This is a genomic window from Streptomyces sp. AC550_RSS872, from assembly GCF_019049285.1.
GTDB lineage: Bacteria > Actinomycetota > Actinomycetes > Streptomycetales > Streptomycetaceae > Streptomyces.
On sequence record NZ_JAGMUL010000023.1, the window covers coordinates 107,686 to 134,556 of the forward strand.

The window sequence follows — 26,871 nt, forward strand, 5'->3', positions numbered from 1 at the left end:
ATCAGCCCTCCGAGGGGGCGAGGCGCTCCAGCTCCGCCTCGGTCGACTTGAGCAGGTCGTTCCAGGACGCCTCGAACTTCTCGACGCCCTCGTCCTCCAGCAGCTGCACCACCTCGTCGTACGAGATGCCGAGCGCCTCCACCGCGTCCAGGTCGGCGCGCGCCTGCTCGTAGGTGCCCGCGATGGTGTTGCCGGTGATCTCGCCCTGGGCCTCGGTGGCCTCCAGGGTGGCCTCCGGCATGGTGTTGACCGTGTTCGGCGCGACCAGGTCGTCGACGTACAGGGTCGGCTTGTAGGCCTTGTCCTTCACGCCGGTCGACGCCCACAGCGGACGCTGCTTGTTGGCGCCCGCGTTCTCCAGCGCGCTCCAGCGGTCCGAGGAGAAGACCTCCTCGTACGCCTGGTAGGCGAGCCGCGCGTTGGCCACGCCCGCCTTGCCGCGCGCGGCCTTGGCCGCGTCGGTGCCGAGCGCGTCGATCCGCTTGTCGATCTCGGTGTCCACGCGGGAGACGAAGAAGGACGCCACGGACTGGATCTTGGACAGGTCCAGGCCCTTGGCCTTGGCCTTCTCCAGGCCCGCGAGGTAGGCGTTCATGACCTCGCGGTAGCGCTCCAGCGAGAAGATCAGCGTGACGTTGACGCTGATGCCGAGGCCGATGACCTCGGTGATCGCCGGAAGGCCCGCCCGGGTGGCCGGGATCTTGATGAGGGTGTTCGGGCGGTCGACGAGCCAGGCCAGCTGCTTGGCCTCGGCGACGGTGGCCCGGGTGTTGTGGGCCAGGCGCGGGTCGACCTCGATCGACACCCGGCCGTCCTGGCCGCCGGTGGCGTCGAAGACCGGGCGCAGGATGTCGGCGGCGTCCCGGACGTCCGCCGTGGTGATCATGCGGATCGCTTCTTCGACGGTGACCTTGCGGGCGGCGAGGTCGGCGACCTGCTGGTCGTAGCCGTCGCCGCTGCTGATCGCCTTCTGGAAGATCGTCGGGTTGGTGGTGACACCCACGACGTGCTGCTGGTCGATCAGCTCGGCGAGATTGCCGGACGTGATGCGCTGGCGCGACAGGTCGTCCAGCCAGATCGCGACGCCCTCCTCGGAGAGGCGCTTCAGTGCGTCTGTCATGGAAAATCAAACTCCTACGTCTCGTATATGAGCGTCAGCGCTGGGCCGCGGCGAGGGATTCCCTCGCCTGGGCGGCGACGTTCTCGGCAGTGAAGCCGTACTCCCGGAAAAGGACCTTGCCGTCGGCCGAAGCACCGAAGTGCTCCAGGGAAACGATGCGACCCGCGTCCCCGACGTACTTGTGCCAGGTGAGACCGATCCCGGCCTCCACCGCGACCCGCGCCTTGACGGCCGGCGGCAGAACGCTGTCCCGGTACCCCTGGTCCTGCTCCTCGAACCACTCCACCGAGGGCATGGACACGACCCGCGTCGGCACCCCGTCGGCCTGGAGCTGCTCGCGCGCCTCGACGGCGACGTGCACCTCGGAACCGGTCGCGATGAGCACGACCTGCGGCTCGCCGCCGTCGGCCTCGAACAGCACGTAACCGCCGCGCGCGGCATTCTCGTTGGGCTCGTACGTCGGCACACCCTGACGGGTCAGCGCGAGGCCGTGCGGGGCGCCCTTGCCGAACTCCTTGGTGTAGCGCGACAGGATCTCGCGCCAGGCGATCGCCGTCTCGTTGGCGTCGGCCGGACGGACCACGTTCAGCCCCGGAATCGCGCGCAGCGACGCGAGGTGCTCGATCGGCTGGTGCGTCGGGCCGTCCTCACCCAGACCGATGGAGTCGTGCGTCCACACGTACGTCACCGGCAGGTGCATCAGCGCCGACAGCCGTACGGCGTTGCGCATGTAGTCGGAGAACACGAGGAACGTGCCGCCGTAGATACGGGTGTTGCCGTGCAGCGCGATGCCGTTCATCTCCGCGGCCATGGAGTGCTCGCGGATACCGAAGTGGATCGTACGGCCGTACGGGTCGGCCTCCGGGAGCGGGTTGTCCGCCGGGAGGAACGACGACGTCTTGTCGATCGTCGTGTTGTTCGAGCCGGCCAGGTCGGCCGAGCCGCCCCACAGCTCAGGGACGACCGCGCCCAGCGCCTGGAGGATCTTGCCGGACGCGGCACGCGTCGCGACGCCCTTGCCCGGCTCGAAGACCGGGACCTTCTCCTCCCAGCCGGTGGGCAGCTCGCCCTTGCTGATCCGGTCGAACTCGGCGGCGCGCTCGGGGTTGTTGTCCCGCCACTGCTGGAAGGACTTCTCCCACACGGCACGGGCCGCCTGGCCGCGCTCCAGCGCACCGCGGGTGTGCTCGATGACCTCGTCCGCGACCTCGAAGGACTGCTCCGGGTCGAAGCCGAGGACGCGCTTGGTGGCCGCGACCTCCTCGTCGCCCAGCGCGGAGCCGTGCGCGGCCTCGGTGTTCTGCGCGTTCGGGGCCGGCCAGGCGATGATCGACCGCATCGCGATGAAGGACGGCTTGTCGGTGACCGCCTTCGCCTTCTGGGCCGCGTCGTAGATGGCGGCCGGGTCGAGGTCGCCGTTTGCCTGCGGCTCGACCCGCTGCACGTGCCAGCCGTACGCCTCGTACCGCTTGCAGACGTCCTCGGAGACGGCCGTCTCGGTGTCGCCCTCGATCGAGATGTGGTTGTCGTCCCACAGCAGGACCAGGTTGCCGAGCTTCTGGTGACCCGCCAGCGACGACGCCTCGGCGGAGATGCCCTCCTGGAGGCAGCCGTCACCGGCGATGACGTAGATGTAGTGGTCGAAGGGGGAGGTGCCCTCGGGGGCCTCCGGGTCGAACAGACCGCGCTCGTAGCGGGCGGCCATCGCCATGCCGACGGCGTTGGCTACACCCTGGCCCAGCGGACCGGTCGTCGTCTCGACGCCCGTGGTGTGGCCGTACTCCGGGTGGCCGGGGGTCTTCGAACCCCACGTCCGGAACGCCTTCAGATCGTCCAGTTCCAGGCCGAAGCCGGCCAGGTACAGCTGGGTGTAGAGGGTCAGGGACGAATGGCCGGCGGACAGCACGAAACGGTCGCGCCCGACCCAGTCGGCGTCCGCCGGGTCGTGCCGCATCACCTTCTGGAAGAGGGTGTAGGCGGCAGGCGCCAGGCTCATGGCCGTACCCGGATGGCCGTTACCGACCTTCTGTACGGCGTCGGCGGCCAGGACGCGGGCGGTGTCCACGGCCCGCTGGTCCAACTCGGTCCACTCGAGGTCTGTGGTGGTCGGCTTGGTGCTCACCCTGGGTCAGGGCTCCTCTCCACATGTCGGTTGCCGGTGTCACGGGCACACGCCCACCGGCTGCCGGCGTTCTCGGCGTCGGCCGGCCGCTGTCGAGCCTACCCCTGGAAGTACGTGCGTTTTTTCGAGTCATTCCAGACTGCGGGGAGTCGTCGGGATGTGCCTCCCGACCGGGTCGTTCCGCATTAGGCAAGTGAATACGCAGCCGCTCATCCGGGTGCTCAATCGAGCTTCGGCGCGCCCGTCGGACGGCCCCCTCCAACACGACCCCACCCCCGCGAATGTCCGGGTCTGGGCAACGTCTACAGTGGCGTGGTACGCGCGAGCCTTTACCGGGACTTCACACGGGGAGGCTTGCTGGGATGTCTCTGTCAGGGGTGTGCGTGACGGCCGTTGAATCCCGTCCAGCGGGGATTATCGGGACGAGCCAGAGCCCGAGCCGGCGGCCGATCAGGGCCCGGGTCATGGGGTTCGTGGCGCTTACCAAGCCGCGGATCATCGAGCTGCTGCTGATCACCACCGTTCCGGTGATGTTCCTGGCCGAGCAGGGCGTGCCCGACCTCGGTCTGGTGCTGCTCACCTGTATCGGCGGCTACCTGTCCGCGGGCGGCGCCAACGCGCTGAACATGTACATCGACCGTGACATCGACGCGCTCATGGACCGCACCTCGCAGCGCCCACTGGTCACCGGCATGGTCAGCCCGCGCGAGTGCCTGGCCTTCGGCATCACGCTGGCCATCGCCTCCACGCTGCTGTTCGGCCTCACCGTCAACTGGCTGAGCGCCTGGCTGTCCCTCGGCGCACTCCTCTTCTACGTCGTCGTCTACACGATGATCCTCAAGCGCCGTACGTCGCAGAACATCGTGTGGGGCGGCATCGCGGGCTGCATGCCGGTGCTGATCGGCTGGACGGCCGTCACGAACTCCCTCACCTGGGCGCCGCTCATCCTCTTCCTGGTCATCTTCTTCTGGACGCCGCCGCACTACTGGCCGCTGTCCATGAAGGTGAAAGAGGACTACGCGCGCGTGGGCGTCCCCATGCTCCCCGTCATCGCCTCCAACAAGGTCGTCGCCAAGCAGATCGTCATCTACAGCTGGGTGATGGTCGCGGTGTCCCTCCTGTTGACGCCGCTCGGCTACACGGGCTGGTTCTACACCGCGGTCGCGCTGGCCGCGGGCGGCTGGTGGCTCTGGGAGGCGCACGCGCTTCAGAACCGCGCGAAGGCGGAGGTGACGGGCGGGAAGCTGAAGGAGATGCGGCTGTTCCACTGGTCGATCACCTATGTGTCGCTGCTGTTCGTGGCCGTGGCGGTGGACCCGTTCCTGCGCTGACGTCACGCTGACGTAGGTCACAGGGCCCTGCTCTCGCCAGCCGATCTACCCGCGAGTAGCATCCTGGCCATGGCAGACAAGGTGGCCAAGCTGGCCAAGCAGATCAACGCCTTCGCGAAGTCCCACGGTGGCGCCGAGGCCCAGGTCGCGTACATCGGACAGCGCGGCGCCCGCATCGTGCTCGTCGGCGAGGACGGCGGCTGGGGCGACCTGGTGGCTCCGACGTACGAGATCGCCGAGCAGGCGGTGGAGAAGGCCGGGCTCACCCGCCACGAGTCCTTCGACGGCGAGTTCGCGGCAAAGGTGGAGACCGGCCCGTACGAGTGGAAGAGGATGGCCGGCATCCAGATAGGCGGCTGAGCAACGCCCTGTTCTCGGGGCGCGGGGCTGTGTCGATTTGCGGCTCCGCCGCGCGGGCGCGATCGGCCACAACGCACCCGCACCGGCCGAACAACATGAGCCACCCTCCCTCTTACGCAACACCAACTCACCGGTTCACCCGTTAGGACCTGTAGCAAGCGCAGTCCACCCACGGGGAGCCCGGATGATCGACACGCCGTCCCTCGTGGACCAGTACTGCCACGGAGTCCTGAAGACAGAGCTGGGCCTCGGCACCTTCGAGGCCCAGCTGGCCCGCACCGAGGGCCCACCCGCCCCCGGCACCACCCTCTTCGACACCCAGACCGGTTTCGCCGTACGCCGCTGGTGCCCCCCGCTGCTCGGCCTGGAACCGCACTGCCCGCCCGCCCGCTATCTGGCCAGGCGCCGTGAACTCGGCGTACTGGAGTCGGGCCGGCGTCTGCTGCGGGGCAGCGGTATCACGACGTACCTGATCGACACCGGCCTGCCCGGCGACCTCACCGGCCCCCCGGAGATGGCGTCCACCGCGTCCGCCGAGGTCCACGAGATCGTGCGGCTCGAACTCCTCGCCGAACAGGTCGCCGACACCTCCGGCACGGTCGAGTCCTTCCTGGCCAACCTCGCCGAATCGGTGCACGGCGCGGCGGCCAACGCGGTGGCCTTCACCTCCGTGGCGGGCGTACGGCACGGTCTCGCGCTCGCGCCCGAACCGCCCGGGCCGGGAGAGGTACGGGGCGCGGCCGGGCGCTGGCTGGCCGCGCGCAGGGTCGGCGGCGAGCTGAGCGACCCGGTGCTGCTGCGGCACCTGCTGTGGATCGCGGTGGCCTCGGGACTGCCGCTGCAACTGCACGCCGGGCTGGGGGAGCCGGGGCTGCGCATCGACCGTACGGACCCGGTGCTGCTCACGGACTTCGTCCGCGCCACGGCCGGCCTCGGCACGGACCTGATCCTGCTGCACGGCTACCCGTACCACCGTCACGCCGCCCACCTGGCCGGCGTCTTCCCGCACGTCTACGCCGACTCGGGCGCCGCCCTCATCCGCACCGGCGCCCGCGCGGCCACGATTCTCGCCGAGATCCTCGAAATGGCCCCCTTCGGCAAGATCCTCTTCTCCAGTGGCGCACAGGGCCTGCCCGAGCTGCACGTGGTGGGCGCCCGGCTCTTCCGCGAGGCGCTCGCCAGGGTGCTCGGCGGCTGGGTCGCCGAGGGGGCGTGGTCCCTGGGGGACGCGCAACGGGTGGCCGCGATGGTGGCGGCGGGCAACGCCAGACGGGTGTACGGGGTGGAGTGAGCTGTACAGACTGGGCGGATGCCGACTGATGCCTTACTCGATCGCTTCCTTCACGAACTGACCGCCCTGAACCCCGTCGCCGTCTGGGCCCACGGCTCGCTCGCCGGCGGCGACTACCAGGAGGGCCGCAGCGACCTGGACCTGATCGCCGTACTGGACGGCCCCCTGACGCCCGGCGCCGTCTGGCGGGTGGCGAAGCTCCACGCCAGGCTGCGGTCCGAGCCGCTCGCGGCGCTGCTGCACTGCACGTACCTGACGCCGGACACGGCACACGACGCCGGTCGGCGCCACCTCACCTGGGCGCACCAGGAGCTGTTCAAACGGACGGTGAGCCCGGTGACCCGGCGTGAGCTGCACGCCTTCGGCCGGGTGCGCGCCCGCCGGTCTGCTGCCGCCGGTCCTGGACCGGGAGCTCGCCGACTTCGTCGTACGCGATCAGCGGGACTTCTGGCGGCCGGCCGTGGACAACGCCCCGCTGTGGACCCGGGACGTGTGGGTCGACCTCGGGATGATCACCTTCGCCCGGGCGGGCGTGACCGTACGCGACGGCCGGCTGATCTCCAAGCGCGAGGCACTGGACCTGCTCCCCGGCCTCGGGGCGCCCGCCGAGGTCGTCGAGGACATCCGCAGACGCCGCTACGACGCAGCCGCGCCGCCGCCGACCGACGCGTGGGCGGCGCGCAGGGCCGGGCTGACGCGGGGCTACCTGGGACCGGCGATCGACGAGCTGGTGGCGGCGTACGGCTGACTCACGCGCGCGTGCCGACCGTCGCCTCGGCCGCCGGGGCCGGGATCTCGGTCTCGTCGAACGGCCGTTCCCGCAAGGCCAGCATCACGCGCAGCACCGCGATCCAGGTCACGGCCGAGCCGAACATGTGCAGGCCGACCAGGATCTCGGGGAGGTCCGTGAAGTACTGGACGTAACCGATGACGCCCTGGGCGAGGAGGATCAGGAAGAGGTCGCGGGTGCGGTTCAGCGGACCCTTCGGGGCGTCGACCGCCTTGAGGACGAACCACAGGGCGAAGGTCAGCGTGACCACGATCCAGGCCAGCACGGCGTGCAGCTTGGTGACGTTCTCCCAGTCGATCGGCATCCGCTCGACCTCGCTGGAGTCGCCCGCGTGCGGACCCGCGCCGGTCACCACCGTGCCGACCAGGATCAGCAGCACCGAGGCCCCGACCAGGACCCACACCAGCTGCTGCACCGCCTTGCCGACCAGCGGGCGCGGTGCCGCCTCGCCCTCCCGGGTGCGCTGCCACATCACCGTGGCGACGGCGATCAGGGCGGACGTCGCCACGAAGTGGGCCGCGACCGTGTAGGGGTTCAGGCCGACCAGGACGACGATGCCGCCGAGCACCGCGTTGCTCATCACGATCCAGAACTGGGCCCAGCCCAGTCGGGTCAGACCGCGCCGGTACGGCTTCTCGGAGCGTGCGGCGATGATCGCCCAGCCGACGGCGGCGCACAGGACGTACGTCAGCATGCGGTTGCCGAACTCGATGGCGCCGTGCAGGCCCATCTCGCTGGTGGCGGTGAGCGAGTCGTCGGTGCACTTGGGCCAGGTCGGGCAGCCGAGCCCGGAGCCGGTGAGCCGCACCGCGCCGCCGGTGACCACGATGACCACCGACATCACGAGTGCGGCGAGGGCCGCCCGTTGGACCGTCCTCGGGGTCGGGGTCCAGCGTGCGGCGATGAAGGCGAGCGGGTTGCGCACGGCCGCTACGGCGTCGGCGCGGGTCAGCTTTGGCACGCGCCCTATCGTAGGCGGCCGCTTGTGCACGCTTTCACGAGGGTCCCGCCCGGGCCCGCCGGCCGGGCTATTCCCAGCGGAACCAGCGCCCGGCCGCCGCCAGCCCGGCGACCGCCCACACGGCCAGAATCCCCAGGTCGCCCCAGGGCATCCCGGCCCCGTGCTGGAGCACGTCGCGCAGTCCGTCGGAGAGCGCCGAGATGGGGAGCAGGCCGAGTACGTCCTGGGCGCCGGACGGGAACTTGTCCAGCGGCACGATCACGCCGCCGCCGACGAGCAGCAGCAGGAAGACCAGGTTGGCGGCGGCCAGCGTCGCCTCCGCCTTGAGGGTGCCGGCCATCAGCAGACCGAGCCCCGAGAAGGCGGCGGTGCCCAGGACCAGCAGGAGAACGACGGCTGCCGGATTGCCGTGCGGCGACCAGCCCAGCGCGAAGGCGATCACCGTCAGCAGGGCGATCTGGAGGGCCTCGGTGACCAGCACCGACCCCGTCTTCGCCGTCATCAGCGCCCAGCGCGGCAGCGGCGAGGACGCCAGCCGCTTCAGCACGCCGTACCGGCGCTCGAAGCCCGTGGCGATGGCCTGCCCCGTGAACGCCGTCGACATCACGGCGAGCGCGAGGATGCCGGGGGCCAGGAAGTCGACGGCCTCGCCGGAGCCCGTGTCGACGATGTCCACCGTGCTGAACAGGACCAGCAGCAGGGTGGGGATCACAACGGTCAGCAGCAGCTGCTCGCCGTTGCGCAGCAGCATCTTCGTCTCGAGGGCCGCCTGCGCCGCGATCATGCGGGGGAGGGGGGCGGCGCCCGGCTTCGGGGTGTACGTACCCGGACCTGTACCGACGGCGGTCACGCGCGCAGCTCCTTACCGGTGAGCTCCAGGCTGTGTCTTTCCGGGGGACAACCCCCGGACCCCCGGCCGATCTGTGTGCAGGCCGGAATCATGAACGCAACTCCTTACCGGTGAGCTCCAGGAACACGTCTTCGAGGGTGTGCCGTTCGACCGAGATCCGGTCCGGCATGACCCCGTGCTGCGCACACCACGACGTCACCGTCGCGAGCAGCTGGGGGTCGACCTTGCCGACGACCCGGTACGAGCCCGGCGTCAGCTCCGCGGCCGCGCAGTCGGCGGGCAGGGCCTTCAGCAGGGACCCCACGTCGAGGCCGGGGCGACCGGTGAAGCGCAGGGTGTTCTCGGCGCCGCCGCGGCACAGCTCCTCGGGGGAGCCCTGGGCGATGACCCGGCCGGCGTCGATGATCGCGACGTCGTCGGCGAGCTGCTCGGCCTCGTCCATGTGGTGGGTGGTGAGGATCACGGAGACGCCGTCGGAGCGCAGGTCGCGGATCAGGTCCCAGGTGGCCCGGCGGGCCTGCGGGTCGAGGCCGGCGGTGGGCTCGTCGAGGAACACCAGCTCCGGACGGCCGACCACCGCCATGGCGAGCGCGAGCCGCTGCTGCTGGCCGCCGGAGAGGCGGCGGTACGTGGTCCGGCCGCAGCTGTCCAGCCCGAGCCGCTCGATGAGGACGTCGACGTCCAGGGGATGCGCGTGCAGTTTGGCGACATGGCGCAGCATCTCGTCGGCCCGCGCGCCCGAGTAGACCCCGCCGGACTGGAGCATCACGCCGATCCGGGGCCGCAGCTCGCCGGACTGTCTCACCGGGTCGAGGCCCAGGACGCGCACCGTGCCGGAGTCCGGCTTCCGGTATCCCTCGCAGCTCTCGACGGTCGTCGTCTTGCCCGCGCCGTTGGGTCCGAGTACGGCGGTGACACCGGCCCGGGCCACCAGGTCGAGGCCGTTCACCGCGGTTTTGCCGCCGTACCGCTTCACCAGGGCCTGGACCTGGACCACGGGCTCAGTTCGCATGGCTCCAGAGTCTAGGTACGAGGCGGGTAACCCGAACGGCCGGGTTCACCTCTCCTCCGCGCGGGGCCGGTGTATCTCCAGCCACCGTTCGGCGTAGGCCACCGCGTCCGCCACCGGGAACAGCCGGGCGTCGGCCGCGCCCACCTTCCCGCGGACGACCGGACGGTCCCGCTCGAAGTCGTGACCCAGCTCGTCGAACCGCTCCGAGGTGATCGACACCTCGGTCACCACCTCCCAGCCCGCGGGCCCCGGCCGCCCCACCTTCACCAGCGGCGCCGGGATCCGGTACTCGGCGAGATGGAAGCTGGTGCACGCGTCGTAGCCGGCGCCGAGCAGCAGCACACGCGCGTGGAGCGCCTCCAGCCGGGCCAGCGGGCTGCGCTCACCGAGCCGGCAGTCCAGGGCGTGCCCGTCCAGAACCTCCGCCGCGCGCGGGCCTACGGCGGCGAACGAGGTCTGGGGGTGCGCGCTGCGCCGGGCGCCGGGCCAGGTCCGTACGGTTTCGGGGATGACGCCGACCCCGCGCGTGGGCGTGACCAGGGGGTCGTACGCGGGCATGGTGGCCCGGATCGGCTCCCACCACTCCTCGGGCACGGGCGGATTGCTCCACACCGCCGGGTCGGACAGATCGCCGCTCTGGGTGGGGACGACCAGGGTGCCGTGCGGGCCGAGGGCGTCGAGCAGACCTCGGACGACCGCGACGGGGCCTCCGCAGACCCAGCCGAGCGAGCTGAGTGACGAGTGCACGAGGAGGGTTTCACCGCTTCGGACGCCCAGGTCGCGCAGTTGCCCGGCGAGGGTGGCCTGGGTGACAAGAGGGCCGGTGGGAGGCGGTGTGGACATGTTCCGGGAGTGTTCCGGACGGACCCGCACGGCGCCACCGATTTGATCGATCAAAGATCATTTCCGCAGGTCAGATTAGGTATGCCTAAGTGACGCAGGGCACCGTCGAGAGGATCGGGCGCGGCTTGCCTGGCTTTGAGGAATTACGCAACAATGGCGTTGTGAAAAACGTCGGCGAGGCTCGGGAGACCCCCACAGGGGCCCCTCAGGAGGAACTCGCGACCGGGGAGCGCTCCACGCGCAACCGGGTCGCGCGGTCCATCCTGGACCACGGGCCGTCGACCGTCGCCGAGCTGGCGGGCCGGCTGGGGCTGACCCAGGCCGCCGTCCGCAGGCACCTGGACGCGCTGGTCGCGGACGATGTCGTGGAGGCCAGGGAACAGCGGGTGTACGGCACGCGCACGCGTGGCCGCCCCGCCAAGGTCTTCGCGCTCACCGACTGCGGCCGCGACGCCTTCGACCAGTCGTACGACAAGCTCGCCGCGGACGCCCTGAAGTGGATCGCCGAGCGCGAGGGCGGGAGCGAGGCGGTCGCCGCCTTCGCCCGGGCCCGGATCGCCGCCCAGGCGAGCGCATACCGCAAGGCGATCGAGGCGGTCAGCCCGGACCAGCGCACCGCAGCCCTGGCCAAGGCCTTGAGCGTGGACGGGTACGCTGCTACGGCGCGCAGCGCGCCCCTCCCCCAACAGGGCGAGCAGCTCTGCCAGCACCACTGTCCGGTGGCCCATGTCGCGGAGCAGTTCCCCCAGCTGTGCGAGGCGGAGACGGAAATCTTCGCCGAGCTGCTCGGAACACACGTCCAGCGACTGGCGACCATCGCGCACGGCGACGGCGTCTGCACGACGTTCATCCCCAAGATTTCCCACACCACCCATAACGCACCTGCAAGCACGGCCGGGAGGAACCCCGCATGACTCTCCCCATCGAGGAGACTGCCCACCCTGAGCTCGAGGGTCTGGGCAAGTACGAGTACGGCTGGGCCGACTCCGACGAAGCCGGCGCCTCTGCGAAGCGTGGTCTGAGCGAGGACGTCGTCCGTGACATCTCCGCGAAGAAGAACGAGCCGGACTGGATGACCAAGCTCCGTCTCAAGGGTCTGCGGCTGTTCGACAAGAAGCCCATGCCGAACTGGGGCTCGGACCTCTCCGGCATCGACTTCGACAACATCAAGTACTTCGTGCGTTCCACGGAGAAGCAGGCGGAGTCCTGGGAGGACCTGCCCGAGGACATCAAGAACACGTACGACAAGCTCGGCATCCCCGAGGCGGAGAAGCAGCGCCTCGTCGCCGGTGTCGCGGCCCAGTACGAGTCCGAGGTCGTCTACCACCAGATCCGCGAGGACCTGGAGGAACAGGGCGTCATCTTCCTGGACACCGACACGGCCCTGAAGGAGCACCCGGAGCTCTTCAAGGAGTACTTCGGCACCGTCATCCCGGTCGGCGACAACAAGTTCGCGTCGCTGAACACCGCCGTGTGGTCGGGCGGCTCCTTCATCTACGTGCCGCCGGGCGTGCACGTCGAGATCCCGCTCCAGGCCTACTTCCGCATCAACACGGAGAACATGGGCCAGTTCGAGCGGACCCTGATCATCGTCGACGAGGGTGCCTACGTGCACTACGTCGAGGGTTGCACGGCCCCGATCTACAAGTCGGACTCGCTGCACTCCGCGGTCGTCGAGATCATCGTCAAGAAGAACGCCCGCTGCCGTTACACGACCATCCAGAACTGGTCGAACAACGTCTACAACCTGGTCACCAAGCGCGCCGTCGCCTACGAGGGCGCGACCATGGAGTGGATCGACGGCAACATCGGCTCCAAGGTGACGATGAAGTACCCGGCCGTCTACCTGATGGGCGAGCACGCCAAGGGCGAGACCCTGTCCATCGCCTTCGCCGGCGAGGGGCAGCACCAGGACGCCGGCTCCAAGATGGTCCACATGGCGCCGAACACCTCCTCCAACATCGTGTCGAAGTCGGTGGCGCGTGGTGGCGGCCGTACCTCCTACCGCGGTCTGGTCGAGATCGGAGAGGGCGCCCACGGCTCGAAGTCCAACGTGCTGTGCGACGCGCTGCTCGTCGACACCATCTCCCGCTCCGACACGTACCCCTACGTGGACGTCCGTGAGGACGACGTGTCCATGGGCCACGAGGCGACCGTCTCCAAGGTCTCCGAGGACCAGCTCTTCTACCTGATGAGCCGCGGTCTGAGCGAGTTCGAGGCGATGGCGATGATCGTGCGCGGCTTCGTCGAGCCGATCGCCAAGGAGCTGCCCATGGAGTACGCCCTCGAGCTCAACCGGCTGATCGAGTTGCAGATGGAAGGCGCGGTCGGTTAAGGCCGGTCTCCGGACAAGCAGCTAGCGAAATCTGACGCAGGAAAGAGAGCAGACCGACAGCCATGGCTGAGGCTCAGAACATCCCCGTGGGCTCCACCACCGCGGGCCAGATCGCGGTGGCCGCCGAGTCGACCGTCGCCACGCGCATGAGCGCGCCCCCGTCCTTCGACGTGGCGGACTTCCCGGTCCCGCACGGCCGCGAGGAGGAGTGGCGGTTCACCCCGCTGGAGCGCCTGCGCGGGCTGCACGACGGCACCGCCGTCGCCAATGGCACCGGCGTGAAGGTGGACGTCCAGGCCCCCGAGGGCGTCACCGTCGAGACCGTCGGCCGTGACGACGCCCGCCTCGGCAAGGCGGGCACGCCCGTGGACCGCGTCGCCGCCCAGGCGTACTCGGCGTTCGAGAAGGCCGGCGTGATCACCGTCCCCAAGGAGACGGTCCTCGCCGAGCCGATCCGCATCGCCGTCCGCGGCGAGGGCGGGGTCGCCTACGGCCACCAGGTCGTGGAGCTCGGAGCCTTCGCCGAGGCCGTCGTCGTCATCGACCACACCGGTGACGCGGTGCTCGCCGCCAACGTCGACTACATCCTGGGCGACGGCGCCAAGCTCACCGTCGTCTCCGTCCAGGACTGGGACGACAAGGCCGTGCACGTCGGCCAGCACAACGCGCTGATCGGCCGGGACGCCACCTTCAAGTCGTTCGTGGTCACCTTCGGCGGCGACCTCGTACGTCTCCACCCGCGCGTCGCCTACGCCGGCACCGGCGGCGAGGCCGAGCTGTTCGGCCTCTACTTCACGGACGCCGGCCAGCACCAGGAGCACCGCCTCCTGGTCGACCACAACACCCCGCACTGCAAGTCGAACGTCGCCTACAAGGGCGCGCTCCAGGGCGAGGACGCGCACGCGGTGTGGATCGGCGACGTGCTGATCGAGGCCAAGGCCGAGGGCACGGACACGTACGAGATGAACCGCAACCTGGTTCTGACCGACGGCGCCCGCGTCGACTCCGTGCCGAACCTGGAGATCGAGACCGGCGAGATCGTCGGCGCCGGCCACGCCTCCGCGACCGGACGCTTCGACGACGAGCAGCTCTTCTACCTGATGGCCCGCGGCATCCCGGCCGACGAGGCCCGTCGCCTGGTCGTGCGCGGCTTCTTCGCCGAGCTCGTGCAGCAGATCGGCGTGGACGACATCGAAGAGCGCCTCCTCGTGAAGATCGACGAGGAGCTGGAGGCCACGGTCTGATGGCTTTCGTACGCGCCTGCGGGCTGAGCGAGCTGGAGGAGGACACCCCCAAGAGGGTGGAACTCGACGGCACGCCGGTCTCGGTCGTGCAGACCGAGGGCGAGGTGTTCGCCATCCACGACATCTGCTCCCACGCGAACGTCTCGCTCTCCGAGGGCGAGGTGGAGGACTGCCAGATCGAGTGCTGGCTGCACGGCTCCAGCTTCGACCTGCGCACCGGCAAGCCGTCCGGCCTACCCGCGACGCGCCCCGTCCCCGTATACCCCGTAAAGATCGAAGGGGACGACGTTCTCGTCTCCCTCACCCAGGAGTCCTGAGGCACCCATGGCAACGCTTGAAATCCGAGACCTGCACGTCACCGTCGAGGCCGACAACGCCACGAAGGAGATCCTCAAGGGCGTCGACCTCACCGTGAAGCAGGGCGAGACGCACGCCATCATGGGCCCCAACGGCTCGGGCAAGTCGACCCTCGCCTACTCGCTGGCGGGTCACCCGAAGTACACGATCACCTCCGGCTCCGTCACCCTCGACGGCGAGGACGTCCTGGAGATGTCCGTCGACGAGCGTGCCCGCGCGGGCCTGTTCCTGGCGATGCAGTACCCGGTCGAGGTCCCGGGTGTCTCCGTGTCGAACTTCCTCCGTACCTCCGCCACCGCCATCCGCGGCGAGGCCCCCAAGCTGCGCACCTGGGTGAAGGAGGTCAAGGAGGCCATGGAGCGCCTCAACATGGACCCCTCCTTCGCCGAGCGCAACGTCAACGAGGGCTTCTCCGGCGGTGAGAAGAAGCGCCACGAGATCCTTCAGCTGGAGCTGCTCAAGCCGAAGGTCGCGATCCTCGACGAGACCGACTCCGGTCTGGACGTCGACGCCCTGCGCATCGTCTCCGAGGGCGTGAACCGGGTCCGTGAGACCGGCGAGGTCGGCACCCTGCTGATCACGCACTACACGCGCATCCTGCGCTACATCAAGCCCGACCACGTGCACGTGTTCGCGAACGGCCGTATCGCCGAGTCCGGCGGGGCGGAGCTCGCGGACCAGCTCGAGGCCGAGGGCTACGACAAGTACGTGAAGGGTGGCGCATCCGCGTGACACAGCTGCCGGGCCTCCTCGACACCGAGGCGCTCCGCAAGGACTTCCCGATCCTGGACCGCGTCGTCCACGGCGACAAGAAGCTCGTGTACCTGGACAACGCGGCGACCTCGCAGACGCCGCGCCAGGTGCTCGACGTGCTCTCCGAGTACTACGAGCAGCACAACGCCAACGTCCACCGTGGCGTGCACGTCCTCGCCGAGGAGGCCACGGCGCTGTACGAGGGCGCGCGCGACAAGGTCGCGGAGTTCATCAACGCGCCCTCGCGCGACGAGGTGATCTTCACCAAGAACGCCTCCGAGTCGCTCAACCTCGTGGCCAACATGCTCGGCTGGGCCGACGAGCCCTACCGGGTGGACCACGAGACCGAGATCGTCATCACCGAGATGGAGCACCACTCCAACATCGTGCCGTGGCAGCTGCTCGCGCAGCGCACGGGCGCGAAGCTGAAGTGGTTCGGTCTCACCGACGACGGCCGCCTCGACCTGTCCAACATCGACGAGATCATCACGGAGAAGACGAAGATCGTCTCCTTCGTGCTGGTGTCGAACATCCTGGGCACGCTCAACCCGGTCGAGGCGATAGTGCGCCGCGCACAGGAGGTCGGTGCGCTCGTCTGCATCGACGCCTCGCAGGCGGCGCCCCACATGCCGATGGACGTGCAGGCGCTCCAGGCCGACTTCGTGGCCTTCACCGGCCACAAGATGTGCGGCCCGACCGGCATCGGCGTCCTCTGGGGCCGCCAGGAGCTGCTGGAGGACCTGCCCCCGTTCCTCGGCGGCGGCGAGATGATCGAGACGGTGTCGATGCACTCGTCGACATACGCCCCGGCGCCGCACAAGTTCGAGGCGGGCACGCCCCCGATCTCGCAGGCCATCGGCCTGGGCGCGGCGATCGACTACCTCAACTCGATCGGCATGGACAAGATCCTCGCCCATGAGCACGCGCTCACCGAGTACGCGGTGAAGCGGCTGGGAGAGGTCCCGGACCTCAGGATCATCGGCCCGACCACGGCCGAGGACCGCGGCGCCGCGATCTCCTTCACGCTGGGCGACATCCACCCGCACGACGTGGGCCAGGTCCTCGACGAGCAGGGCATCGCGGTCCGGGTCGGCCACCACTGCGCCCGCCCCGTCTGCCTGCGCTACGGAATTCCTGCGACCACGCGAGCGTCGTTCTATCTGTACTCCACGCCGGCCGAGATCGACGCTCTGGTGGACGGCCTGGAGCACGTACGGAACTTCTTCGGCTGACGGGACGGGACGAGCGATCGCATGAAGCTGGATTCGATGTACCAGGAAGTCATCCTGGACCACTACAAGAACCCGCACGGGCGGGGCTTGCGGGATGGCGACGCCGAGGTGCACCACGTGAACCCGACGTGCGGCGACGAGATCACCCTGCGAGTGAAGTACGACGGCACGAAGATCGAGGACGTCTCGTACGAGGGCCAGGGCTGTTCCATCAGCCAGGCGAGCGCGTCCGTACTGAACGAACTCCTCGTCGGCAAGGACCTCTCCGACGCGCGGAAGATCCAGGAGACCTTCCTGGAGCTGATGCAGTCCAAGGGGAAGATCGAGCCGGACGACGCCATGGAGGAGGTCCTGGAGGACGCGGTCGCGTTCGCCGGGGTCTCCAAGTACCCGGCCCGGGTCAAGTGCGCCCTCCTCAGCTGGATGGCGTGGAAGGACGCGACGGCCCAGGTGCTGGGCGGAGCCGACGCCGAAAGGAAGACGGCATGAGCGAGACCGTTGAGATGAAGCCGGCCTCGGAGGAAGAGGTCCGCGAGGCGCTGTACGACGTCGTCGACCCCGAGCTGGGCATCGACGTCGTCAACCTCGGCCTGATCTACGGCATTCACATCGACGACGCGAACATCGCGACGCTCGACATGACCCTGACCTCGGCGGCCTGCCCGCTGACGGACGTCATCGAGGACCAGGCCAAGTCCGCCACGGACGGTCTCGTCAGCGAGCTGCGCATCAACTGGGTGTGGATGCCGCCGTGGGGGCCGGACAAGATCACGGACGACGGCCGCGAGCAGCTTCGGGCGCTCGGGTTCAACGTCTGAGCACGCGTGAAAGCGGCGGCACCTTTCCGGGTGCCGCCGCTTTTCTGTCCCCGTTCCTCCTGTACGCCCTTTCTCCTGTACGGCCTTCCTTCTGTACGCCGTTCCATCAGAGCGCCGTTCTCTCTGAGCGCTCAGGCCAGCCCGTCCACCAACCGGAACGACGAATCCGCCAGGTACAGAGAGCTGTACTCGAAGCGTTCGAGGCGGACGACGAAGTTCTTGTGGCGGAGGAAGTAACCGGGGTAGTTGACCGACTCCAGCATGACCGCGCCGGAGTAGGAGGAGCCGCGGGCGCAGAACGTGGCGTCCCGTCCGAACACAGCAGAGCCGTCGTTCCGTTCGGGGCGCAGGACGAAGCTGCGGTGGCGGAGGTAGCTGCCGTCCTGCGTGACGAAGGAGTGGCACGAGCGGTCGGCGAGGCCCTCGACCTGCTTGAAGGTGGAGTCCTCGCGGGACTCGGAGCCGCGGACCGGATCCAGGGCCACAGAGTGGCCGCCCGCATGCCAGTAACGGTCCGGATAGTTGACCGAGCGCACGGATCGCCAGGTGGTGGCCGGCGGCTTCGGGGAGGCGGTCGGTGAACTCGCCTCATCGGGAGTCGACTTGGACGGCTTCGTCGCGGGTTCGGGGGTGCCGACGTCCTGTTGGCCAGGTGCCCTGGTGCTCGGCTTCTCCGTCGCGAGGCCGCTCTTGCCCTCCGGGGGAGTCTCCGACGGCGTGGCGAAGGAGATCAGGCCGGGGACCGACGCCGTGTCGTCGGCCGCCGCGGAACGTGGCTCTCCGTCAGGCGCCCTCTCCGTCACGACGATCGCCGTGGCGCACGCGACGATCGTCGCCACCGCCATCATGCCCGCCAGCCACAGACGGCGCGTTCCCGGCGCCCGCGAGGTGTCCGGGGCCCAGCCGTTCTCCCAAGGTTGGTCCTGAGGCGGCCGGGGCTTGTTTTCTGGCATGCGCTGTTCCTCCAGCGGCGGCACGCGACGACAGCCGCGGCTGCGAAGGCCCGGTATATGAACGGTAAAACACTAGTGGGTGCAGGGGCGTTGGAGTAGCTGTTTGGAACGAGCCGTATCCACATCGAAGCCTTTGTGTACGGTCGTACGCAACGTTGTGTACGCTCGTACATATGGGATACCTGCTGCTCGCCGGAGCCATAGCGGCCGAGGTGGCCGCCACGACGGCCATGAAGTACAGCGACGGTTTCAGCAGGCTGTGGCCGTCACTGCTGACCGCCGTCGGCTACCTCGTCTCCTTCACGCTGCTCGCCCAGACGCTGAAGTCCCTCTCCATGGGTACGGCGTACGCGATCTGGGCCGGGGTCGGCACCGCGGCCATCGCCGCCATCGGGATCCTGTTCCAGGGGGAGGCGATGACCGTCGCCAAGGCCGCGGGCATCGCCTTGATCATCGTCGGTGTCGTCGTGCTGAACCTGGGCGGTGCGCACTGATGGCCCGGCGCTACGACCCCGAGCGACGGCAGCGGATCATCGACGCGGCGATCCGGGTCGTCGGGGAGAAGGGAATCGGAGGGCTGAGCCACCGCACCGTCGCGGCCGAGGCGGATGTGCCGCTCGGTTCCACGACGTACCACTTCAAGACCCTGGACGATCTGCTGGTCGCCGCCCTGCGCCAGGCCAATGAGGGCTTTGCCAAGGTGATCGCCGCGCGGGGTGGCCTGGAGGATCCGGGCGCCGATCTTGCCGCCGAGCTCGCGGGCTGGATGGGGGAGTGGCTCGCGGGCGACCGCACCGGCGTGGAACTCGAGTACGAGCTCTACCTCGCCGCCCTGCGCCGCCCCGCCCTGCGCCCGGTCGCCGCCGAGTGGGGGCGCGACCTCGCCGATCGCCTGTCCCAGCGCACGGACGCCGTCACGGCACGGGCGCTGGTGGCGCTGCTGGACGGGATCTGCTTGCAGGTGCTGCTGACGGAGGTGCCGTACGACGAGGAGTACGCGCGGGAGGTGCTGGCGCGGGTCATTCCGTGAGCGTCGTTGGTTCTTCGCCCCCGCCGCCCCTACCCGTCCCATCCCTTCAAGGGGCTCCGCCCCTTCGACCCCGGTTCCCGGGGCTGCGCCCCCGGACCCCCGCTGTCGGCCCTTCGGGCCTCGTCCTCAAACGCCGGACGGGCTGCGGGCGTGCCCGGCACGTGAGACGCGACCCCGTCGGTTCGCCCCCGCGGCGGGGGCCACGTTAGGTTGCCCTCATGACCGACACGACTGCTCCTCGCACCACCGGCGCCGTGGCCGCCGGCCTTGCCACGATCGCCGCCGACGGCACTGTTCTCGACACCTGGTTCCCCGCGCCCGAGCTCGTCGCCGAGCCTGGCCCCTCCGGCAGCGAGCGGCTGTCCGCCGAGCGTGCCGTCGAGCTGCTCGGTGAGGGTGCCGCGAAGGCGATCGGGCCGGACGTGCGCCGGGGTGTCGAGGTCGTCGCGGTCCGCACGGTCATCGCCTCGATCGACGCGAAGCCGATCGACGCGCACGACGTCTACCTGCGCCTCCACCTGCTCTCCCACCGACTGGTCAAGCCGCACGGCCTGAGCCTGGAGGGTCAGTTCGGCTTCCTCGCGAACGTCGCGTGGACCTCCCTCGGCCCGGTCGCCGTCGACGACATCGAGAAGGTCCGGCTCAACGCGCGGGCCGAGGGCCTGCACCTCCAGGTGACCTCGGTCGACAAGTTCCCGCGCATGACGGACTACGTCGCCCCGAAGGGCGTCCGCATCGCCGACGCCGACCGGGTCCGCCTCGGTGCGCACCTCGCCGAGGGCACCACCGTCATGCACGAGGGCTTCGTCAACTTCAACGCCGGCACCCTCGGCACGTCGATGGTCGAGGGCCGCATCTCCGCCGGCGTCGTGATCGGCGACGGTTCCGACATCGGTGGCGGCGCGTCGACGATGGGCACCCTCTCCGGCGGCGGCAACGTGATCATCTCCATCGGCGAGCGCTGCCTGATCGGCGCCGAGGCGGGCGTCGGCATCGCGCTCGGTGACGAGTGCGTCGTCGAGGCCGGCCTGTACGTCACCGCCGGCACCCGCGTCACCATGCCTGACGGCCAGATCATCAAGGCCCGCGAACTCTCCGGCGCCTCCAACATCCTCTTCCGCCGCAACTCGGTCACCGGCACGGTCGAGGCCCGCCCGAACAACGCGGTCTGGGGCGGGCTGAACGAGATCCTGCACAGCCACAACTGATCACCGGAGGCGGTGACCTGTGGCCGCCTAAACGATCAGCGTCCTGACCTGCTGCTGAGCTGTCGGCAGTTGTCGACGTTGGTCATCATTGAGCGCCCTTCCACGGCCCGAGGACGGCCCGGGAGGGCGCTCGTGTGTTGCCTCATGCGCCTCGCTAAGCGTCTGAGGTATCAGAGGCGGATGGGAAGAGTGGCTCCACCTCGCCGGTCCAGACACGATAGAGATGACGGATAGCCGTGATGTCGGCGTGGTCCTTGGGCCTGGCGGCGGCGATTTTCCAGCGCAGGATGTCACCGAGGCGCATGAAGGGGACCCCGTCGATGACGTCAGCATCATCGATGAGCCGGTCCGTTGACCAACCTGGGGTCCAACGGTCCATGATCTCTATTGAGGCAGTCGGGTGGACGACTCTGAGCCCGTACCCGGAGATGGTGGGCTCCGGTGCGCCGAGACGAAGGGCGCACTGCCAGGCTTCGCCACGTGCGAGGACATCAAGGTCGCCCATGCGCGCGCGTAACCCACGTACGTACAGGGCCGCAGAGCCGCACACCACGTAGTCGCTGCGTGGAAGTTTCAGAGTAGCTAAGGCAGCGAAAAGCCCATCGGCATCGCTAAGAAGCAACTGTTCTCCTGGTATGAGGGGGGATCTGTAGTTCGAAGGTGGCCACAGCGCGTGACGCTTACATGTTGTACGTCAGGGGACTTCCTATGGTGCAGATTGAAAGATTTGGACATGAAGGAGTGCCTGCTGGGGAGCCGACCGACCCAGCCACAGAGGATGTCTCCCACTTCATGCCCGCAGCCTGGACGCGGGGGAGAGCATTCAAGGCAAGCTGACCCCCTGACCTGCATCGCAATCAGAACAGCCACAACTGACCCGCTCGCCGGCAACCCCACGCCCCCACGTACGGGTTACTCCACGTGACCTCACCCCGGTCCAGGCAGATGAACGGTTGGACGCAGTTTCCGATCACATGCCGAACCGACGAAATGAGGGCCGATGACGGGGCGAGTGAAGACGAGGGCGCGGACCAGGGCCGTGCTCCGGCTGGTGGTGGGGGCGCTGGCCGTGGGGGCGGTGTGCTGGCTGCCGGCGGGCAGCGCGCATGCCGACGAGACCAACACGGGCTCGCACAACGGCCCCCGGATCGGGCTGGTCAACGTCGGGCAGGTGGACGATCCGATGGAGGATGTGCTGGAGCACTTCCTGCTCTTCGGTGACGGGTACAAGTGGGGCTGATCAGCCATACCGCACGGGTCGGGGCCCGTACCGCACAGGATGCGGTACGGGCCCCGGCCTGTTTCCTGATTGCTTTCTGTGGGGCGGTATAGCGGCAGCCGGCCGCGCGCGTCACCAGGACAGGTCCGGGAGTTCGTGGAGAACCGGTCGTCCGCGTTGGACCGCGGTGCTGCTGAGCGGCGGCGACCGGCACGCCGCGGAGGACCTTCTGTAGAACGCCTTGGTCAAGGCGGTCGACCCGTTGGCACCGCATCGACGAGCCGGAGGCGTACGTACGGCAGATCCAGTACCGGCAGCAGATCAGCCGCTGGAGGCTGAAGTGGCGCCGGCGCGAACTCACCGTCGCCGAGCCGCCCGAGACCGGCGCGAGCCCGGACGCCGCGCCCGACGCGGAGCTACGGCTGCTGATGCGCGGGGCGCTCGCCCGGCTGACGGCACGGCAGCGGATGGTGCTCGTGCTGCGTTGCTTCGAGGACCTGCCGGAGGCCGACGTGGCCCAAGTCCTGGGCTGCTCCGTGGGCACCGTACGGTCCACCACCCACCGTTCACTCGCCCGGCTGCGCGCCCTCGCTCCCGAGCTGGCGGCCCTGGGTCCGGCCGAGGCCGAGTCGCAGCCGCCCCGTGACTTCTCGCCCGCGGAGGTGCGACCGTGAACGTCGAGGAACTCGTGCGTGACTCCCTGCGGGAGTTGGCAGACGAACAGACATCGGCCGGACCGGGGCTCGCCGACCGGGTCCTGGTGGTGCGCCGGCGCCGGCGCCGGCGCACCCGGCGGATCGCCTCCGTCGCCGCGGTCACCGCCGCCGTCGCCATCGGCGTGGCGGCGCCGCTGCTGGACTCCGGCAAGGAGGACTCCGGCCCGCGGACGTCGTAACGAAGAGCAAGGACAGCGCGCACCCGGACCAGTCGCCGCCGCGCGATCCGATCTCGGCCGGGAACACGGTGCCGGCCGCCTACTACGTCCCTCGGACCGTCAAGCACTCCGCCGGCCAGGCCGAACGCGTCCGCGACTACTGGCTGCTGGACCAGAAGACGGACACATACGTGAAGACCACCAAGTGGTCCTACGTCGCCGTCGCCTCCGGCAAGAAGACCGCCGCCTTGCTGGAGCGCGACCTGCCCGCCTCGCGGACCGGCATGCTCGACCTGGCCACCGGCAAGGTCGAGCGGTGGATCGACGACCACGAGGTCGCCGGACTCTCGTTCTCGCGCGACGGCCTGAAGCTGGTCGCGACGACCTACGGGGAGAACCCCGACCAGCTGGTCAAGACGGAGGGCTCCGACTTCTGGGAGCAGAAGCAGCCGTCGACCCGTACGGGCTTCCACGTCCTGGACACTGTCTCCGGCAAGGGCTCCTGGAGCGAGGCGAAGCTCGCAAGCGACCCGACCGACCCCATGGGTGCCAACTCATCAACGCCCGCCAGGACTTCGCCCTCAGCCCGGACGGCAGGCATGTCCGGGCCGGCCACCCCATGGGAGACATCGGCAAGCAGTTCTACGACCTCACCGGCGCCGAGGTCGCCGTACCGGCGGACCAGAAGCACCTCCAGTGGTACGTCGACGCGTGGCAGTCGCCCAGCGGCAGGCTGGTCGCCGGTGACTTCGCGGGCAAGAAGTGGAAGACCTCCTCCTGGGTCGTCGACGCCCGCACCGGTCAGAGGACCGAGGTACGCGGGCAGCAGCTGCTCGCCTGGCCGGCGACACGTCGCTGATCGCCTGGGACATCGCGCCGAACGGCAATAACGAGTTCCATCAGCGGCTCGTGAAGGTCACCGTCGGCAGCGACAAGACCGTCCCGCTCAGCGGCTTCCGCAAGGACAACGACGGGGCCGCCGGACGCTGGGAGCCCGTCTTCGCCGAGCGCTGAGCAGACCGAGCGCTGAGCAGACCGAGCGCTGAGCAGACCGAGCGCTGAGCAGACCGAGCGCTGAGCAGACCGAGCGCTGAGCAGACCGGACGCCGATCGGGAAACGGCCCTGACCAAGCCGCACCCTGGTCAGCCGGTGACGAACTCCTGGTACACCGCCAGCAGCCTGTCGACCGCCTCGCGGTCGGCGGGCCGCAGCGGTGCCCGGACGGGACCCGCCGGCAGGCCCAGCTCATGGAGCAGGGCCTTGGCGGTGACCGTGCCGGGCAGCCCCGCCGACATCATCGCCTCGATGAGCGGCGTGGCGCGTTGTTGGAGGCGGGCGGACACGGGGGTGTCGCCCGCCTCGAACACGTCCAGTACCGCCCGGAGCTGGGCCGGGACGACATTGGCGACCGTGCTGATGTACCCGGCGCCCCCCACCGCGTACAGCGCCAGATTGTGCTCGTCGCACCCCGCGTAGTACGCCAACTCCGTGCGCGCCAGCACCTTCTGGGCGCCGAGGAAGTCGTAGGAGCAGTCCTTCACCGCCACGATCCGGGGGTGCTCGGCGAGCCGGATCAGCGTCTCCGGCTCGATCCTGGTGCCGGTGCGGCCCGGGATGTCGTACAGCGCGAGGGGCAGTCCGGCCGCGTCCGCGACCTCCCGGAAGTGCGCCTCGACGGCGTCCTGCGGTGGCCTGCTGTAGTACGGCGCGACGACCAACAGGCCGTCGGCGCCCGCCTTCTCGGCCGCCAGGGCCAGCTCGACGGTATGCCGGGTGTCGAAGGTGCCGACGCCCGCGACGACCGACGCCCGGCCGTCCACCGCCTCCCGGACGGCCCTGACCAGCTCCGCCTTCTCGGCGTCCGTCGTGGTCGGCGACTCGCCCGTCGTGCCCGAGAGCACCAGCCCGTCACACCCCTCGCCCACCAGCCACGCCGCGAGCCGCTGTGCCCCGTCCAGATCGAGCGCGCCGGTCTCGGTGAAGGGCGTGATCATGGCGCAGAGGGCGCGGCCGAAGGGCGGGGCGGGGGAGGGTGTGGTCGTCATGGCAGTAGTGTCGGCAGGATAACTGTGAAGCTCTACTTAATTCTTCTACGAAGTATTGGTAAGGGATGCTGCGAGGTGGGGTTTCATCAGGCCCGTCGTAGGCCCTATGTCCAAGTCGGGCGCCATGGGTCACTATTGCCAGGAGGTCAACGATCCCTGGTCATGGGAGGCGTCATGAAGCTCGGCAAGGCACTCACCACCGGAGTCGCGGAAGAGCGGCCGCAGGTCCACGACGAGGAAGTCGAACTGGCCGAGGAGGTCGCTGACGCCGGGACCGTCGAGGCGTCGGCGCCCGAAGAGGTCCCGGTCGCCCGATGAGGCTGCGGCTTCCGGAGGAACGCCCTACGGAGCCGCCGACCGGATACAAGATCGCCCACCCGGTGCTGTCCCAGGACGGCACCCGGGCCGGCTTCACCGGTGTGTCGCTGGGCGGCGCCCTGCCGTACGGGGTCCTGGCCGACGCGTCCTGTGTCTACGGCCTGCGGCACCGGGCGCCGAGCCGCCGCTGCGACTGCGGCTTCCACTGCGTACACGACCGTACGACGGCCGAGGCGCTGCTGTGCACGGCCGAGCACCGGGCGGCCGTACTGCTCGAGGTCACCGTGCTGGGCCGGTACATCCGCTTCGAGCGCGGCTTCCGCTCCGCCCGTCAACGCGTGCGCACCGCCACGGTCGGGCCGTGTGCCTGCGGTACGGTCGCCGCCGCCCTGGCCGACGCCGGCTGGGGCCGCCCCGGCTGGAAGGCTCTCGCCCCCTCCTGCGCGGGCTGCCTGCGCGGCCGTACGTCCGTCTCGCTCGCCGGGTTCGCCCGGCTGGCGGGGGAGGGGCTGCGGGTGGTGGCCGGGCAGGGGGCGCCCGTGGCGGTCGCCGACCTCGCCGCGGCCGGTGAGCTCGGCGTGCCCGAACTCACCGCCGAGGCCGCGCTGTTGCAGGCCCGCCTCGACTGGTTCCAGGCCCAGCTGGCCCGGCTGGGCGAGCGCGGACCGGGCGGCGGACGGAAGGGATAGCGGGGGCCGCGGCGGGTACCCGGGGTGTTCCGAACCGAGAGGAGGCGGAACACGTGACCGGGTCCACGGCCCCCGAGCGGCTGCGCGACGAGCATCGCTCGGTGAGCGAACTCGTAGGACAGGCCGGCGAACAGCTCTCCCGGCTCGTACGGCAGGAAGTCGCCCTCGCCAAGGAGGAGCTGGCCGAGAAGGGCCGGCACGCCGGCCGCGGCGGCGGCCTGCTGGGCGCGGCGGGCGCCGTCGCGTACGCCGGTCTGCTGTTCCTGGCCGCGGCGGCCACCGCCGCGCTCTCGCTGACGCTGCCCGTATGGGGCGCGGCGCTGATCGTGACGGGGGCCCTGTTCGCCCTCGCCGGCCTGCTGGCCGCGACCGGCCGCGCCCAGCTGCGGCGCGCCGCCCCTCCCACACCCGAGGAGGCGCTTGGCAGCGTCAGGGCCGATGTCGAGGAGATGAAGGGAAGGGCGCACCGATGAGTGAGAAGAAGGCGGGGGCGACGGGCGGCGGAGAGGCCGCGAAGAAGGGCTCCGCGAAAGCCGCCGCCGCGGGGAAGACCGCGGCCGAGAAGGCGGGCGGCGGGGCCAAGGGCCCCGAGGAACTGCGCCGCCAGATCGAGCGGACGCGTGGCGAACTCGGCGACTCCGTCGAGGAGCTGGTCGGGAAGGCGGACGTGAAGGGCCGGGCCATGGCGCGCGCCGCGGACCTGAAGGACAAGGCGGGCGCGATGACCGTACAGCTGCGCAGCAGCGCGGCGCAGGCGGGACACGTGGTGCAGGACCGGGCGATGCGCGCCGGGCATGTGGTGCAGGACAGGGCGGCGCAGGCGGGCCACGTGGTGCAGGAGCGGGCCGCCCAGGCCGGGCACACCGTGCAGGACCGGGCGACCCGGACCGGCCACACCGTCCAGGACAAGGCGACCCACGCGGGTCATGTCGTCGAGCACAGCGTCCCGCGCCCCGTCCGCACCGTCGTCCAGGCCGGCCTGCGGCATCCGCGGCCGGTGCTGATCGTCGGGGCGGTGGTGGGAGCGGTCGTCGCGACGCGGGTGCTGCGCAGGCGGGGGCGGGGGGCCTTCTGACCGGCGTCTGCCCGAACGTGCCTGGGGGCTGCCGCCCCCC

At 69.8% G+C, this 26,871-nt stretch carries 30 protein-coding genes and 2 pseudogenes; 23 read left to right on the top strand and 9 right to left on the bottom strand.

Annotation, left to right across the window (positions count from 1 at the left end; translation table 11 throughout):
- Position 1 precedes the first annotated feature (1 nt).
- Entirely contained in the window at positions 2–1,120 is a 1,119-nt protein-coding gene (gene tal, locus KUM44_RS11025; protein WP_217207624.1) for a transaldolase, read from the bottom strand.
- A gap of 34 nt (positions 1,121–1,154) precedes the next feature.
- Positions 1,155–3,242: a transketolase gene (tkt, locus tag KUM44_RS11030; protein ID WP_217207625.1), complete on the bottom strand. Its 2,088-nt coding sequence runs from the start codon at positions 3,240–3,242 to the stop codon at positions 1,155–1,157.
- Between the two features lie 362 nt (positions 3,243–3,604).
- On the opposite strand from tkt, the gene KUM44_RS11035 reads away from it, so the two are divergent.
- The 4 genes and pseudogenes from KUM44_RS11035 (at position 3,605) to KUM44_RS11050 (ending at position 6,972) form a co-directional block, all read left to right on the top strand.
- Positions 3,605–4,573 carry a heme o synthase gene (locus KUM44_RS11035; protein WP_217207626.1) on the top strand — a complete coding sequence of 323 codons (969 nt, stop codon included), beginning with the start codon at positions 3,605–3,607 and terminating at the stop codon, positions 4,571–4,573.
- A 69-nt stretch (positions 4,574–4,642) separates the two neighbouring features.
- Positions 4,643–4,933, top strand: coding sequence for a hypothetical protein (locus tag KUM44_RS11040; RefSeq protein ID WP_217207627.1), 291 nt, complete (start codon positions 4,643–4,645; stop codon positions 4,931–4,933).
- Between the two features lie 184 nt (positions 4,934–5,117).
- Positions 5,118–6,224, top strand: a complete 1,107-nt coding sequence (locus KUM44_RS11045) for an amidohydrolase family protein (protein WP_217207628.1) — start codon at positions 5,118–5,120, stop codon at positions 6,222–6,224.
- Between the two features lie 18 nt (positions 6,225–6,242).
- Positions 6,243–6,972 (top strand): annotated as a pseudogene (locus KUM44_RS11050) (nucleotidyltransferase domain-containing protein).
- A 1-nt stretch (position 6,973) separates the two neighbouring features.
- Here KUM44_RS11050 and KUM44_RS11055 read toward each other — a convergent pair.
- The 4 genes from KUM44_RS11055 to KUM44_RS11070 form a co-directional block, all read right to left on the bottom strand.
- Positions 6,974–7,966 (bottom strand): COX15/CtaA family protein, encoded by a 993-nt coding sequence (locus KUM44_RS11055; protein ID WP_254389372.1) that lies wholly within the window; start codon positions 7,964–7,966, stop codon positions 6,974–6,976.
- 76 nt (positions 7,967–8,042) lie between these two features.
- Positions 8,043–8,759, bottom strand: a complete 717-nt coding sequence (locus tag KUM44_RS11060; RefSeq protein WP_254389373.1) for an ABC transporter permease — start codon at positions 8,757–8,759, stop codon at positions 8,043–8,045.
- A gap of 154 nt (positions 8,760–8,913) precedes the next feature.
- Positions 8,914–9,837, bottom strand: a complete 924-nt coding sequence (locus KUM44_RS11065; RefSeq protein WP_217207631.1) for an ABC transporter ATP-binding protein — start codon at positions 9,835–9,837, stop codon at positions 8,914–8,916.
- A gap of 45 nt (positions 9,838–9,882) precedes the next feature.
- Positions 9,883–10,680 (bottom strand): aminoglycoside N(3)-acetyltransferase, encoded by a 798-nt coding sequence (locus KUM44_RS11070; RefSeq protein WP_217207632.1) that lies wholly within the window; start codon positions 10,678–10,680, stop codon positions 9,883–9,885.
- 161 nt (positions 10,681–10,841) lie between these two features.
- Between KUM44_RS11070 and KUM44_RS11075 the strand changes: the two genes are divergently transcribed.
- The 8 genes from KUM44_RS11075 (at position 10,842) to KUM44_RS11110 (ending at position 17,419) form a co-directional block, all read left to right on the top strand.
- A complete protein-coding gene (locus KUM44_RS11075; protein ID WP_217207633.1) occupies positions 10,842–11,594 on the top strand; it encodes a metalloregulator ArsR/SmtB family transcription factor in 753 nt (250 codons plus the stop codon).
- A complete protein-coding gene (gene sufB, locus KUM44_RS11080) occupies positions 11,591–13,015 on the top strand; it encodes a Fe-S cluster assembly protein SufB (protein ID WP_062719203.1) in 1,425 nt (474 codons plus the stop codon). The genes KUM44_RS11075 and sufB overlap by 4 nt, the downstream gene beginning before the upstream one ends.
- A gap of 62 nt (positions 13,016–13,077) precedes the next feature.
- Positions 13,078–14,259, top strand: coding sequence for a Fe-S cluster assembly protein SufD (sufD, locus tag KUM44_RS11085; RefSeq protein WP_217207634.1), 1,182 nt, complete (start codon positions 13,078–13,080; stop codon positions 14,257–14,259).
- Positions 14,259–14,576: a non-heme iron oxygenase ferredoxin subunit gene (locus tag KUM44_RS11090; protein ID WP_031057580.1), complete on the top strand. Its 318-nt coding sequence runs from the start codon at positions 14,259–14,261 to the stop codon at positions 14,574–14,576. The genes sufD and KUM44_RS11090 overlap by 1 nt, the downstream gene beginning before the upstream one ends.
- A gap of 7 nt (positions 14,577–14,583) precedes the next feature.
- Positions 14,584–15,348: a Fe-S cluster assembly ATPase SufC gene (gene sufC / locus KUM44_RS11095; protein WP_217207635.1), complete on the top strand. Its 765-nt coding sequence runs from the start codon at positions 14,584–14,586 to the stop codon at positions 15,346–15,348.
- On the top strand, positions 15,345–16,601 hold the full coding sequence (locus tag KUM44_RS11100; RefSeq protein WP_217207636.1) for a cysteine desulfurase: 1,257 nt from the start codon (positions 15,345–15,347) through the stop codon (positions 16,599–16,601). Before sufC ends, KUM44_RS11100 begins: the two co-directional genes overlap by 4 nt.
- A gap of 21 nt (positions 16,602–16,622) precedes the next feature.
- Positions 16,623–17,090: a Fe-S cluster assembly sulfur transfer protein SufU gene (gene sufU / locus KUM44_RS11105; protein WP_019756812.1), complete on the top strand. Its 468-nt coding sequence runs from the start codon at positions 16,623–16,625 to the stop codon at positions 17,088–17,090.
- Positions 17,087–17,419 (top strand): metal-sulfur cluster assembly factor, encoded by a 333-nt coding sequence (locus KUM44_RS11110; RefSeq protein WP_028809645.1) that lies wholly within the window; start codon positions 17,087–17,089, stop codon positions 17,417–17,419. Before sufU ends, KUM44_RS11110 begins: the two co-directional genes overlap by 4 nt.
- A 131-nt stretch (positions 17,420–17,550) precedes the next feature.
- On the opposite strand, the gene KUM44_RS11115 is transcribed toward KUM44_RS11110, so the two are convergent.
- On the bottom strand, positions 17,551–18,372 hold the full coding sequence (locus KUM44_RS11115) for an AbfB domain-containing protein (protein WP_217207637.1): 822 nt from the start codon (positions 18,370–18,372) through the stop codon (positions 17,551–17,553).
- A 173-nt stretch (positions 18,373–18,545) separates the two neighbouring features.
- Here KUM44_RS11115 and KUM44_RS11120 point away from each other — a divergent pair, with 173 nt between their 5' ends.
- The 3 genes from KUM44_RS11120 (at position 18,546) to dapD (ending at position 20,610) form a co-directional block, all read left to right on the top strand.
- On the top strand, positions 18,546–18,866 hold the full coding sequence (locus KUM44_RS11120; RefSeq protein ID WP_217207638.1) for a multidrug efflux SMR transporter: 321 nt from the start codon (positions 18,546–18,548) through the stop codon (positions 18,864–18,866).
- A complete protein-coding gene (locus KUM44_RS11125) occupies positions 18,866–19,402 on the top strand; it encodes a TetR/AcrR family transcriptional regulator (protein ID WP_217207639.1) in 537 nt (178 codons plus the stop codon). Before KUM44_RS11120 ends, KUM44_RS11125 begins: the two co-directional genes overlap by 1 nt.
- 218 nt (positions 19,403–19,620) lie before the next feature.
- Positions 19,621–20,610, top strand: a complete 990-nt coding sequence (gene dapD, locus KUM44_RS11130; RefSeq protein ID WP_217207640.1) for a 2,3,4,5-tetrahydropyridine-2,6-dicarboxylate N-succinyltransferase — start codon at positions 19,621–19,623, stop codon at positions 20,608–20,610.
- Positions 20,611–20,764: 154 nt separating this feature from the next.
- Here dapD and KUM44_RS11135 read toward each other — a convergent pair whose 3' ends face one another.
- Positions 20,765–21,115 carry a hypothetical protein gene (locus tag KUM44_RS11135; RefSeq protein WP_217207641.1) on the bottom strand — a complete coding sequence of 117 codons (351 nt, stop codon included), beginning with the start codon at positions 21,113–21,115 and terminating at the stop codon, positions 20,765–20,767.
- Between the two features lie 495 nt (positions 21,116–21,610).
- Here KUM44_RS11135 and KUM44_RS11140 point away from each other — a divergent pair, with 495 nt between their 5' ends.
- From KUM44_RS11140 to KUM44_RS47165, 4 genes and pseudogenes are all read left to right on the top strand, one after another.
- Positions 21,611–21,850: a hypothetical protein gene (locus KUM44_RS11140; protein ID WP_217207642.1), complete on the top strand. Its 240-nt coding sequence runs from the start codon at positions 21,611–21,613 to the stop codon at positions 21,848–21,850.
- A 78-nt stretch (positions 21,851–21,928) separates the two neighbouring features.
- Positions 21,929–22,503, top strand: a pseudogene (locus tag KUM44_RS11145) (SigE family RNA polymerase sigma factor).
- Complete coding sequence (locus tag KUM44_RS47160; protein ID WP_308402576.1) at positions 22,500–22,724, top strand: hypothetical protein; 225 nt, start codon at positions 22,500–22,502, stop codon at positions 22,722–22,724. Before KUM44_RS11145 ends, KUM44_RS47160 begins: the two are co-directional and overlap by 4 nt.
- 598 nt (positions 22,725–23,322) lie before the next feature.
- Positions 23,323–23,562 (top strand): hypothetical protein, encoded by a 240-nt coding sequence (locus KUM44_RS47165; RefSeq protein ID WP_308402577.1) that lies wholly within the window; start codon positions 23,323–23,325, stop codon positions 23,560–23,562.
- Positions 23,563–23,846: 284 nt separating this feature from the next.
- Here the strand turns inward: KUM44_RS47165 and dapA are convergent, their stop codons facing one another.
- On the bottom strand, positions 23,847–24,749 hold the full coding sequence (gene dapA / locus KUM44_RS11155; protein WP_217207643.1) for a 4-hydroxy-tetrahydrodipicolinate synthase: 903 nt from the start codon (positions 24,747–24,749) through the stop codon (positions 23,847–23,849).
- 174 nt (positions 24,750–24,923) lie between these two features.
- Here dapA and KUM44_RS11160 point away from each other — a divergent pair, with 174 nt between their 5' ends.
- Genes KUM44_RS11160 through KUM44_RS11175 form a run of 4 tightly spaced genes read left to right on the top strand, consistent with a single transcriptional unit; the run spans position 24,924 to position 26,831 of the window.
- Positions 24,924–25,067, top strand: coding sequence for a hypothetical protein (locus tag KUM44_RS11160; protein WP_217207644.1), 144 nt, complete (start codon positions 24,924–24,926; stop codon positions 25,065–25,067).
- Complete coding sequence (locus KUM44_RS11165; RefSeq protein ID WP_217207645.1) at positions 25,064–25,756, top strand: hypothetical protein; 693 nt, start codon at positions 25,064–25,066, stop codon at positions 25,754–25,756. Before KUM44_RS11160 ends, KUM44_RS11165 begins: the two co-directional genes overlap by 4 nt.
- 53 nt (positions 25,757–25,809) lie before the next feature.
- A complete protein-coding gene (locus tag KUM44_RS11170; RefSeq protein ID WP_217207646.1) occupies positions 25,810–26,229 on the top strand; it encodes a phage holin family protein in 420 nt (139 codons plus the stop codon).
- Positions 26,226–26,831 (top strand): DUF3618 domain-containing protein, encoded by a 606-nt coding sequence (locus tag KUM44_RS11175; RefSeq protein WP_217207647.1) that lies wholly within the window; start codon positions 26,226–26,228, stop codon positions 26,829–26,831. The genes KUM44_RS11170 and KUM44_RS11175 overlap by 4 nt, the downstream gene beginning before the upstream one ends.
- Positions 26,832–26,871 lie beyond the last annotated feature (40 nt).

Coding starts and splice junctions, on each gene's coding strand:
- KUM44_RS11045 (WP_217207628.1), top strand. CDS start 5,118: ATGATCGACACGCCGTCCCTCGTGGACCAGTACTGCCACGGAGTCCTG.
- KUM44_RS11175 (WP_217207647.1), top strand. CDS start 26,226: ATGAGTGAGAAGAAGGCGGGGGCGACGGGCGGCGGAGAGGCCGCGAAG.
- KUM44_RS11165 (WP_217207645.1), top strand. CDS start 25,064: ATGAGGCTGCGGCTTCCGGAGGAACGCCCTACGGAGCCGCCGACCGGA.
- KUM44_RS11125 (WP_217207639.1), top strand. CDS start 18,866: ATGGCCCGGCGCTACGACCCCGAGCGACGGCAGCGGATCATCGACGCG.
- KUM44_RS11110 (WP_028809645.1), top strand. CDS start 17,087: ATGAGCGAGACCGTTGAGATGAAGCCGGCCTCGGAGGAAGAGGTCCGC.
- KUM44_RS11115 (WP_217207637.1), bottom strand. CDS start 18,372: ATGCCAGAAAACAAGCCCCGGCCGCCTCAGGACCAACCTTGGGAGAAC.
- KUM44_RS11140 (WP_217207642.1), top strand. CDS start 21,611: ATGACGGGGCGAGTGAAGACGAGGGCGCGGACCAGGGCCGTGCTCCGG.
- KUM44_RS47165 (WP_308402577.1), top strand. CDS start 23,323: ATGGGAGACATCGGCAAGCAGTTCTACGACCTCACCGGCGCCGAGGTC.
- KUM44_RS11120 (WP_217207638.1), top strand. CDS start 18,546: ATGGGATACCTGCTGCTCGCCGGAGCCATAGCGGCCGAGGTGGCCGCC.
- KUM44_RS11090 (WP_031057580.1), top strand. CDS start 14,259: ATGGCTTTCGTACGCGCCTGCGGGCTGAGCGAGCTGGAGGAGGACACC.
- sufU (WP_019756812.1), top strand. CDS start 16,623: ATGAAGCTGGATTCGATGTACCAGGAAGTCATCCTGGACCACTACAAG.
- sufD (WP_217207634.1), top strand. CDS start 13,078: ATGGCTGAGGCTCAGAACATCCCCGTGGGCTCCACCACCGCGGGCCAG.
- dapA (WP_217207643.1), bottom strand. CDS start 24,749: ATGACGACCACACCCTCCCCCGCCCCGCCCTTCGGCCGCGCCCTCTGC.
- KUM44_RS11065 (WP_217207631.1), bottom strand. CDS start 9,837: ATGCGAACTGAGCCCGTGGTCCAGGTCCAGGCCCTGGTGAAGCGGTAC.
- dapD (WP_217207640.1), top strand. CDS start 19,621: ATGACCGACACGACTGCTCCTCGCACCACCGGCGCCGTGGCCGCCGGC.
- KUM44_RS11035 (WP_217207626.1), top strand. CDS start 3,605: ATGTCTCTGTCAGGGGTGTGCGTGACGGCCGTTGAATCCCGTCCAGCG.
- KUM44_RS11040 (WP_217207627.1), top strand. CDS start 4,643: ATGGCAGACAAGGTGGCCAAGCTGGCCAAGCAGATCAACGCCTTCGCG.
- sufB (WP_062719203.1), top strand. CDS start 11,591: ATGACTCTCCCCATCGAGGAGACTGCCCACCCTGAGCTCGAGGGTCTG.
- KUM44_RS11060 (WP_254389373.1), bottom strand. CDS start 8,759: ATGATCGCGGCGCAGGCGGCCCTCGAGACGAAGATGCTGCTGCGCAAC.
- tal (WP_217207624.1), bottom strand. CDS start 1,120: ATGACAGACGCACTGAAGCGCCTCTCCGAGGAGGGCGTCGCGATCTGG.
- sufC (WP_217207635.1), top strand. CDS start 14,584: ATGGCAACGCTTGAAATCCGAGACCTGCACGTCACCGTCGAGGCCGAC.
- KUM44_RS11135 (WP_217207641.1), bottom strand. CDS start 21,115: ATGGGCGACCTTGATGTCCTCGCACGTGGCGAAGCCTGGCAGTGCGCC.
- KUM44_RS11070 (WP_217207632.1), bottom strand. CDS start 10,680: ATGTCCACACCGCCTCCCACCGGCCCTCTTGTCACCCAGGCCACCCTC.
- KUM44_RS11160 (WP_217207644.1), top strand. CDS start 24,924: ATGAAGCTCGGCAAGGCACTCACCACCGGAGTCGCGGAAGAGCGGCCG.